We start from the raw sequence: 9,085 nt of genomic DNA, 5'->3' as shown, positions 1-9,085 counted from the left end.
TCGGGATCGACCAGCTTTCGTACAACGCCGCCAGGCACAGGAACACGATCAGCAGCGACAAGCCCAGCAGCAAGGGCGCCTGGGAACCGGACAACCGTTCCTGCAACGACAGACCGGTCCATTCCTGGCCAAGACCTGCCGGCAACTGGCTGACCAGGCGCTGGATCTCATCCATCGCCTCACCAGTGCTGTGTCCCGGTGCCGCTTCGCCGGAAATCGCGATGGCCGGGTAGCCATTGTAGCGGGTCAGCTGCGTCGGGCCCTGGGTCCATTTGGCTTCGACAAAGGACGACAGCGGCACCATCTTGCCAGCGTTGTTGCGCACGTTGATTTTCATCAAGTCTGCGACCTGGCTGCGCTGGTCGCCTTCGGCCTGCACCACCACCCGTTGCATGCGGCCCTGGTTGGGGAAGTCGTTGATGTAGGCCGAACCGATGGCCGAGGACAGCACATTGCCCACGTCGGCAAAGGACACGCCCAGTGCGTTGGCCTGCTTGCGGTCTACTTCCAGTTGCACTTGCGGGGCTTCGGCCAGGGCGCTTTCGCGCACGTTGGCCAGGATCGGGCTTTTCTCGGCAGCCGCCAGCAATTCGGTACGCGCCGCCATCAGCGCGGCATGGCCGACGCCACCGCGGTCTTGCAGGCGGAACTCGAAACCACTGGAGGTGCCCAGGCCATCCACCGGCGGCGGCAGCACCGCGTAGGCAATTGCATCCTTAAGCTCGCTGAAGGCCATGTTGGCGCGGTCGGCAATCGACGAAGCCGAATCATCGTTGCTGCGCTCGGACCAATCCTTGAGCGTGGTAAACGCCAGCGCGGCGTTCTGCCCGGAACCGGAGAAGCTGAAGCCCATGATCATGGTGGTGTCGCCCACCCCAGGTTCCTCGGCGTTGTGCGCTTCGATCTGCTCGGCCACCTGCACCGTGCGGTTCTTGCTCGCGCCGGGCGGCAATTGGATGTCGGTGATGGTGTAGCCCTGGTCTTCCACGGGCAGGAACGAGGAGGGCAGGCGGCTGAACATCCAGCCCAGGCCCACCAGCAGCACCAGGTAGATCAGCAGGTAGCGACCGCTGCGCTTGAGGGCATAGGCCACCCAACCTTCGTAGCGGTCGGTGAGCCGTTCAAAGCGCGTGTTGAACCAACCGAAGAAACCGCCCTTGGCATGGTGTTCGCCCTTGGCAATCGGCTTGAGCAAGGTGGCGCACAGGGCTGGGGTCAAGGTCAGGGCGAGGAACGCCGAGAACAGGATCGAGGTCGCCATCGACAACGAGAACTGCTGGTAGATGACCCCCACCGAGCCGGCCATGAACGCCATCGGCAGGAACACCGCGACCAGCACCAGGGTAATGCCGATGATGGCCCCGGTGATCTGGCCCATGGCCTTTTTCGTCGCCTCCTTGGGCGACAAGCCCTCGGTCGCCATGATGCGCTCGACGTTCTCCACCACCACAATGGCGTCGTCCACCAGAATGCCGATGGCCAACACCATGCCGAACATGGTCAGTACGTTGATCGAGAAGCCCAGCAGCAACATGGTAGCGAAGGTGCCCATCAGGGCAATCGGCACCACCAGCGTCGGGATCAAGGTGTAGCGCACGTTCTGCAGGAACAGGAACATCACCGCAAACACCAGCGCCATCGCTTCGAGCAGGGTGTAGACCACCTTGGTGATCGAGACCTTGACGAACGGCGAGGTGTCGTACGGGATCTTGTATTCCACATTGGCCGGGAAGTAGCGCGACAGCTCGTCCATCTTCGCCCGCACCAGCGTCGCGGTGTTCAGCGCGTTGGCGCCCGGCGACAGCTGCACGCTGACCGCCGTGGACGGCTTGCCGTTCAGGCGGGTGGAGAACTGGTATTCCTGGCTGCCCACTTCCACCCGCGCCACATCGCCGATGCGCACGGTGGAACCGTCCGGGTTGGCCTTGAGCACGATGTCGGCAAATTCCGCAGGCGTCGAAAGCTGGCCCTTGACCAGGATCGCGGCGGTGATCTCCTGGGTGTTGGTGCCCGGCAGATCACCAATGCTACCGGCCGAAACCTGGGCGTTCTGCGCGCTGATCGCGGCGTTTACGTCGGCCGGCGTCAGGTTGAAGCCGATCAGTTTCTGCGGGTCGATCCAGATGCGCATGGCGCGCTCGGCGCCATACAGCTGGGCCTTGCCCACACCGTCGAGGCGCTTGAGTTCGTTCATCACGTTGCGCGCCAGGTAATCACTCAGCGCCACGTCATCGAGTTTGCCGTCATTGGAGGTGAGGGTCACCAGCAGCAGAAAACCGGCGGAGACTTTCTCCACCTGCAAGCCTTGCTGGGTCACCGCTTGCGGCAGGCGCGGCTCCACCGCTTTGAGGCGGTTCTGCACGTCGACCTGGGCCATTTCCGGGTTGGTGCCGGGCTGGAAGGTGGCGGTGATGGTGGCCGAACCGAGGCTGCTCTGGGACTCGAAATACAGCAAGTGATCGGCGCCGTTGAGCTCCTGCTCGATCAGGCTCACCACGCTTTCATCCAGGGTCTGCGCCGACGCACCGGGGTAAACCGCGTAGATCTCGACTTTCGGCGGCGCCACGTTGGGGTACTGCGCCACCGGCAATTGCGGGATCGCCAGCAAACCGGCCAGCAGGATAAACAGGGCGACCACCCAGGCGAAGATCGGGCGGTCAATAAAGAACTGCGGCATGGCGGGTTATTCCTTTACGAGCGGGCTGTCGTCCACTTCCACTTTTTCACCGGGGCGCGCGTGTTGCAGGCCTTCGACGATGATGCGGTCACCGGGCTTGAGGCCGCTGCTGACGATCCAGCGATCATTGATCACCGCGCCCAGCTCCACGGGCTGTTGGCTCACGGTCTGCTCGGCGTCCAGCAGCAGCACCATCGGGATACCGGCGCTGTCACGGGTGATGGCGCGTTGCGGCACGCTGATGCCTTGTTTGTCGACGGCCTGTTCCAGGCGCACGCGCACAAAGCTGCCGGGCAGCAGGTCGAGGTCCGGGTTGGGGAACTCGCTGCGCAGGATGATTTGCCCGGTGCCGGGGTCGACGCTGATCTCGGCGAACAGCAACTTGCCCGGCAACGGGTAGAGGCTGCCATCGTCCTCGATCAGCGTGGCCTTGGCCTGGTCCTGGCCGACCTGCTTCAAGCTGCCGGCGCGGAAGGCGCGACGCAGGTCGTTCAACTCGCGGGTGGACTGGGTCAGGTCAGCGTGGATCGGGTCCAGTTGCTGGATGAGCGCCAGCGGCGTGGCCTCGTTCTGACCGACCAGCGCACCTTCGGTGACCAGCGCACGGCCGATGCGCCCGGAAATCGGCGCGGTCACGGTGGCGTAGCCCAGGTTCAAGCGGGCGCGTTCGACGGCGGCCTTGTTGGCGGCGACTTCGGCGGCGGTCTGGCGCACGGCGGCGCGGGCGTTGTCGTAGTCCTGGCCGCTGATGGCATTGCCTTCCACCAATTGGCTGTAGCGCTGCTCCTGCAGGCGTGCCTTGAAGGCATCGGCCTCGGCCTTGCTCAGGTTGGCCTGGGCGCTGTCGAGGTCGGCCTTGAACGGCGCGGGATCGATGCGAAACAGCACGTCGCCCTGTTTCACGTCATGGCCTTCCTTGAACACCCGTTGCATCACCACGCCGGCGACCCGTGCGCGCACTTCGGCGATGCGCGGCGCGGCAATGCGCCCGCTGAGTTCGCTGGTGATGGCCAAGGGTTTGGCTTCAAGGGTTTCGACGCGCACTTTGGCCAGGGGCATTTGCGGTGCTTCGGCGGCGGACTCGCCACACGCGCTCAGGGCCAGGGTGAGGGCCAGCAGGCAAAATGGCGCAAACAGATTCTTCGACATGCTCTTATCCCAATATTGACTGGCGCATCCTAAAGTCACCTGCGCCTTGGTGCTGTGAAGCTGTGTAGCTCGTCTGTGAAGAAATGTAAGGTGCGACCCATAGTCGGCAGAGGGCGTATATCCTTGCACAATCCTGCAAACACTGAAGATCAAATGTGGGAGCGGGCTTGCTCGCGAAGGCGGCGTATCAGCCAACAAATCTGTTAACTGAACCACCGCTTTCGCGAGCAAGCCCGCTCCCACATTGGATTTATGTACGACCATGTATTTTTTGGAAACACCTTAATGCCCAACATCCTCCTGGTGGAAGACGACGCCGCACTCTCCGAGCTGATTGCCAGCTACCTGGAACGCAATGGCTACCACGTCAGCGTGCTCAGCCGTGGCGACCACGTTCGTGAACGCGCGCGCCTGAACCCGCCGGACCTGGTGATCCTCGACCTGATGTTGCCCGGTCTCGATGGCCTGCAAGTCTGCCGCCTGTTGCGCGCCGACTCGGCGGGGCTGCCGATCCTGATGCTCACTGCCCGTGATGACAGCCACGACCAGGTGTTGGGCCTGGAAATGGGCGCCGACGACTACGTGACCAAGCCCTGCGAGCCGCGTGTATTGCTGGCGCGGGTGCGCACCTTGTTACGGCGCAGCAGTTTGTCCGAGCCCCAGGTGGCCAACGACCAGATCATCATGGGCAACCTGTGCATCGACCTGTCGGAGCGCACCGTGACCTGGCGCGAGCAGCCGGTGGAGTTGTCCAGCGGCGAATATAACCTGTTGGTGGTGCTGGCGCGGCATGCGGGAGAGGTGCTGAGTCGCGACCAGATCCTGCAACGCCTGCGCGGTATCGAGTTCAACGGCACCGACCGTTCGGTGGACGTGGCCATCTCCAAGCTGCGCCGCAAGTTCGACGACAACGCAGGCGAAGCGCGCAAGATCAAGACGGTGTGGGGCAAGGGGTACCTGTTCAGTCGTTCCGAGTGGGAATGCTGAGCCATGTTTCGAGTACTGCTGCGGCTTTATCTGATCACCATCGTCACCTACAGCATGGCGATCTACCTGATCCCCTCGCTGGTGATCCAGCTGTTCGAACACCGCTACATGAACTACAACATCGAGCAGACCCGCGGCCAGCAGAAGCTGATCGTCAAGCAATACCTGCGGGCGCCGGTGGAGCGCTGGTCACAGGTGACTGAGCAACTGGGCCGCGACTTTGCGCCGCTGAAAGTGCAACTGCTGCTGCGCCAGGACGCCAGCTACACCCCGGCGGAAGAGCAACTGCTGGAGCAAGGCAAGTCGGTCGTGCGCCTGGGGGAGTGGGGCTGGATGACCGAAATCAGCTCGCCGATCAACGAGCAGTTCGCGGTCAAGCTGACCATACCGCCCGACCCACTGGACATGAACGTGCTGTACTGGGCGATCAATGTGTTGATCGTCGCCGCATTGCTGGCCTGCCTGCTGATGTGGCTGCGCCCCCACTGGCGCGACCTGGAGCGCCTGAAAAGCACGGCCGCCCAATTGGGCCGGGGCAATCTGAGCGAGCGCACACACATTCCCCCAAGCTCCAACATCGGCAGCCTGGCCACGGTGTTCGACACCATGGCCGACGACATCGAACACCTGCTCAACCAGCAGCGCGACCTGCTCAATGCGGTTTCCCACGAACTGCGTACGCCGCTCACGCGCCTGGATTTCGGCCTGGCCCTGGCGTTGTCAGAAGACCTGCCCGAAGCCAGCCGCGAGCGCCTGCAAAGTCTGGTCGCGCATATCCGCGAGCTGGATGAGCTGGTGCTGGAGTTGCTGTCCTACAGCCGCCTGCAAAACCCGGCGCAACTGCCGGAGCGGGTCGAGGTGGTCCTCGATGAGTTCATCGACAGCGTACTGGGCAGCGTCGATGACGAACTGGAAAACCCCGAGATCGTCATTGATGTGGCGCTCGACTGCGCCGTGGAGCGCTTCAGCCTCGACCCGCGTCTGACCGCCCGCGCCTTGCAGAACCTGTTGCGCAATGCCACGCGTTACTGCGACAAGCGCATCCAGGTCGGTGTGAAGGTGTGCGCCGAGGGCTGTGAAATCTGGGTGGACGACGACGGTATCGGCATCCCTGTGGACCAGCGCGAGCGCATCTTCGAGCCGTTCTACCGCCTGGACCGCAGCCGCGACCGCGCCACCGGCGGTTTTGGGCTGGGCCTGGCCATCAGCCGACGCGCCCTGGAAGCCCAGGGCGGCAGCTTGACGGCGTTGGCTTCGCCGCTGGGCGGTGCGCGGTTTCGCGTGTGGTTGCCCACCGTCGCCTGATCAGAGCACCTTGACCGCGCGGCCGATTGCCTGGATCGGCCCAGTGGGTTTGCCGGTCGGCGAGCCGCGCGGGTCTTCCAGGGTCAGCTCGAACAGTTGGTTCTGCGTGAGCGGCGGCAGCTTGTCCAACGGCACCGAGAGCGTCTGCCCCGGCTTGACCAGGCCCAGGGACACCGGCCCCTGCCAGCCGTCGCCTTTGGTCCAGAACTGCAGGGCCTTGTCAGACGGCACTTCCATCACCCCCAAGGGAATCAACTGAATCTGCTGGTCATTGCGCGCCTGGATCACCCAACCCGGTGCCTGGCTTTGCGGCGCCACCAGCACCACCACAAAGGTCGGGTCGGCAGTGGGCGGGCGGGTCAGCAGCAGCGCGGCCAACACCAGCGTGGTCAGCAGCCCGGCACCGGCCAGACCGCGCCACACGGCCAGCAGGTCCCACCAGTGCGTGCGGGCGCTGGCAATGTTGCGTTCAATACGCCGCCACAGCTCAGAGGAGGGTGGCACCGGTTCCGCCAAGGCGGTCAGCGGCAACAGGCGCTGCTCCCAGGCGTCCACTGCGGCGCGCAGTTCGGCGTCGTGTTTCAGGCGTTGTTCGACGTCGGCGCGTTGTTCGCCGGGCAGGGTGCCCAGCACGTATTCGCTGGCCAGTTCGTCCAGTGGGTTGCTCATGCCATGCACTCCCGCAGCGCGGCGAGGCTACGTTTGATCCAGGCCTTGACGGTCCCCAGCGGGGTGTCGAGTTTCTGGGCGATTTCGCTGTGGGAATAACCGTCGACATAAGCATGCAGGATGCACGTGCGACGGGCCGGGTCGAGTTGCTCCAGGCAGGTATGGACTTGCCCCGAGCGTGCGCTGAATTCAAAGGTGTCGGTTGCAGCGACTTGTTCGTGCTCGTCGCCCAACGGGATTTCGCGGTAATGGTTACGTACGATATTGAGCGCCAGGTGCCGGGTCACGCTGAACACCCACCCACGGGCCGAGCCGCGACTGGGGTCAAAACTGCCGGCACCGCGCCAGATCTTGATAAACGCATCATGCACGATGTCTTCGGCCAGGGATTTGTCCCTGGCGATGCGCATCGCCACGCCGAGCAAATGGCTGCTTTCTTGCTCATACAACTGGCGCAAGGCGCGTTGATCGCCACGGGCGCAGGCCTGCAGACAGGCTTCGTAATCAAACACGGATGGCTACCCCCCAATGATCGGCATGGGGGGCAGCGTAGCCGACTTTACTCAGTTGGCCGCCCAGAAGATGTAATCCGCCTGGTACTTCACCACTTCCTGCTTGCCTTTGTTGGCCGCCGTGCACTCGCTGCTCGGCGCTACGCCACCCTTGAGGGCCACGCGCTGGATGTAGCTCACGCCGCTCATCGCGCCCTTGCCTTCGGCGGGGTTGGCCTTGACCAGTTGATACGGCAGGTTGCCCGCGCCCGACGGCGCCACGGCCAATTGGGTGCCGGTGACTTTCGAACCGTCCTTGGCCTGCCAGGTGGCCGGTGGGCCGAAGTAGGTGCCGACTTGCTTGCCGCTGCGGTCATTCAACACCGCCTTGGGCCCGACGAAGGTCCACTCGGTCTGGCCGGCGGCGTTGGCCTTGTCGCGGCATTCGTAGGTGATTTCGCCGACGCCGGTGGTTTCCATCGCCACCTTATGGCCGTCCGGCACCTTGATGCTGTCCGGCAAGCCGGTCTGGGCGAAGGCTGCGGGGGCGGCGGCGAGCAGGGCAGTGAGGCAGAACAGTGTTTTAGCGTTCATGGGTACGTCTCCATTTCAGTCAAACAGCGGGGGTTCTGAAAGGACTACCCAGGGCCTGCGCGATTGGATGCAGCGATTGGAAAATAAACCTGCATCTCTATCTGATCGACAGCGTCAGCCATCGACTGAGCTAAAAGGCATAAAGTCAGATCATATTGGTATAAGTCGTTATAAGAAAAATCGCTATCCTGCCGCCAGAAATTTATAAGGCCGCAGGTAGCTGGAATGGATGTGGGTAATTTTGGTTTTGTGGTAGCTGGCCTGATCGTTGGTTTTATCGTGGGCATGACCGGTGTGGGTGGCGGCTCGTTGATGACGCCGATCCTGTTGTGGTTCGGCATCAATCCGGCCACTGCCGTGGGCACTGACCTGTTGTATGCCGCCATCACCAAGTCCGGTGGTGTGCTGGTGCATAGCAAGAACAAGAATATCGATTGGACCATTACCGGCTGGTTGACCTTGGGTAGCGTGCCTGCGGTGCTGTTGACCTTGTGGTTCCTGGCCAGCCTGCATACCGACCCTAGCGTGTTGAATGCGGTGATCAAGCAAGCGCTTGGGGTGGTGTTGTTGCTGACGGCGTTGGCGATTCTGTTCAAGAAGAGCCTGTTGGCGTTTGCCCAGCGGCATGCGGGTGATAGCTATCACATGAGCCCGCGTAATTTGAATGCGTTGACGGTGGTGACCGGCGCGATCCTCGGCACCATGGTGGCGCTGACGTCCATCGGCGCGGGGGCGTTGGGGACGGTGGCGTTGTTTATCCTGTATCCGTTTCTGGCGACGCGGCGGTTGGTGGGGACTGAGATTGCGCATGCTGTGCCGTTGACGCTGGTGGCGGGGTTGGGGCACGCCAGCATGGGGAATATGGATTGGCATTTGCTGGGGTTTTTGTTGATGGGGTCGTTGCCGGGAATCTATGTGGGTAGCCATATGACGGGCAAGTTGCCTGATGGCGTGTTGCGGCCTTGCTTGGCGGTTATGTTGATGGCCATTGGTTATAAGTTGGCGTTTTGATTTGGGGGCATATCCGTTGTTTGGGTGATGGCGGGTATTGGTTCCGCCCTTACGGCGGGTCACTTTGGAAAAGAGCCCCAAAGTAACCAAAGGGCTCTTGCCCCAACACTCGGCACCTCGCTCACGCTCGGTGTGCCCGTAATCCGACAGTGATTTGGGGGGCCGCCGCCCCGCGCCCTCCATGGCGCGGGGCGGCTAAACC

Annotated in this window: 8 protein-coding genes; 3 read left to right on the top strand and 5 right to left on the bottom strand. The window is 62.8% G+C overall.

Translation table 11 applies throughout. From position 1 onward, the window contains the following. Nucleotides 1-2,677: multidrug efflux RND transporter permease subunit (locus tag HX812_RS31700; protein WP_178949156.1), on the bottom strand; the 2,677-nt coding region annotated here is incomplete at its 3' end. 6 nt (nucleotides 2,678-2,683) lie between these two features. Then, nucleotides 2,684-3,826 carry an efflux RND transporter periplasmic adaptor subunit gene (locus HX812_RS31695; RefSeq protein WP_038845353.1) on the bottom strand — a complete coding sequence of 381 codons (1,143 nt, stop codon included), beginning with the start codon at nucleotides 3,824-3,826 and terminating at the stop codon, nucleotides 2,684-2,686. A gap of 285 nt (nucleotides 3,827-4,111) precedes the next feature. Here HX812_RS31695 and HX812_RS31690 point away from each other — a divergent pair, with 285 nt between their 5' ends. Both HX812_RS31690 and HX812_RS31685 read left to right on the top strand, forming a co-directional pair. Continuing rightward, a complete protein-coding gene (locus tag HX812_RS31690) occupies nucleotides 4,112-4,813 on the top strand; it encodes a response regulator transcription factor (protein WP_010210801.1) in 702 nt (233 codons plus the stop codon). A 3-nt stretch (nucleotides 4,814-4,816) separates the two neighbouring features. After that, complete coding sequence (locus HX812_RS31685; protein WP_033901516.1) at nucleotides 4,817-6,118, top strand: ATP-binding protein; 1,302 nt, start codon at nucleotides 4,817-4,819, stop codon at nucleotides 6,116-6,118. Here the strand turns inward: HX812_RS31685 and HX812_RS31680 are convergent, their stop codons facing one another. From HX812_RS31680 to HX812_RS31670, 3 genes are read right to left on the bottom strand one after another with little or no spacing between them, the layout of a single operon-like run. Beyond that, on the bottom strand, nucleotides 6,119-6,787 hold the full coding sequence (locus HX812_RS31680; protein WP_033901514.1) for an anti-sigma factor domain-containing protein: 669 nt from the start codon (nucleotides 6,785-6,787) through the stop codon (nucleotides 6,119-6,121). It abuts the gene before it with no gap. Further along, nucleotides 6,784-7,299 (bottom strand): sigma-70 family RNA polymerase sigma factor, encoded by a 516-nt coding sequence (locus tag HX812_RS31675; RefSeq protein ID WP_038848535.1) that lies wholly within the window; start codon nucleotides 7,297-7,299, stop codon nucleotides 6,784-6,786. The genes HX812_RS31680 and HX812_RS31675 overlap by 4 nt, the downstream gene beginning before the upstream one ends. A 51-nt stretch (nucleotides 7,300-7,350) precedes the next feature. Further along, nucleotides 7,351-7,872, bottom strand: coding sequence for a DUF3455 domain-containing protein (locus HX812_RS31670; RefSeq protein ID WP_038848534.1), 522 nt, complete (start codon nucleotides 7,870-7,872; stop codon nucleotides 7,351-7,353). A 225-nt stretch (nucleotides 7,873-8,097) separates the two neighbouring features. On the opposite strand from HX812_RS31670, the gene HX812_RS31665 reads away from it, so the two are divergent. Then, a complete protein-coding gene (locus tag HX812_RS31665) occupies nucleotides 8,098-8,883 on the top strand; it encodes a sulfite exporter TauE/SafE family protein (RefSeq protein WP_038848531.1) in 786 nt (261 codons plus the stop codon). Nucleotides 8,884-9,085 lie beyond the last annotated feature (202 nt).

It is taken from the genome of Pseudomonas sp. IPO3749, from assembly GCF_013386605.1.
In the GTDB taxonomy this organism is placed as follows: domain Bacteria; phylum Pseudomonadota; class Gammaproteobacteria; order Pseudomonadales; family Pseudomonadaceae; genus Aquipseudomonas; species Aquipseudomonas azotoformans_A.
Note: the sequence above shows the minus strand (reverse complement) of the source record. Positions and strands in the feature narration are given on the sequence as shown.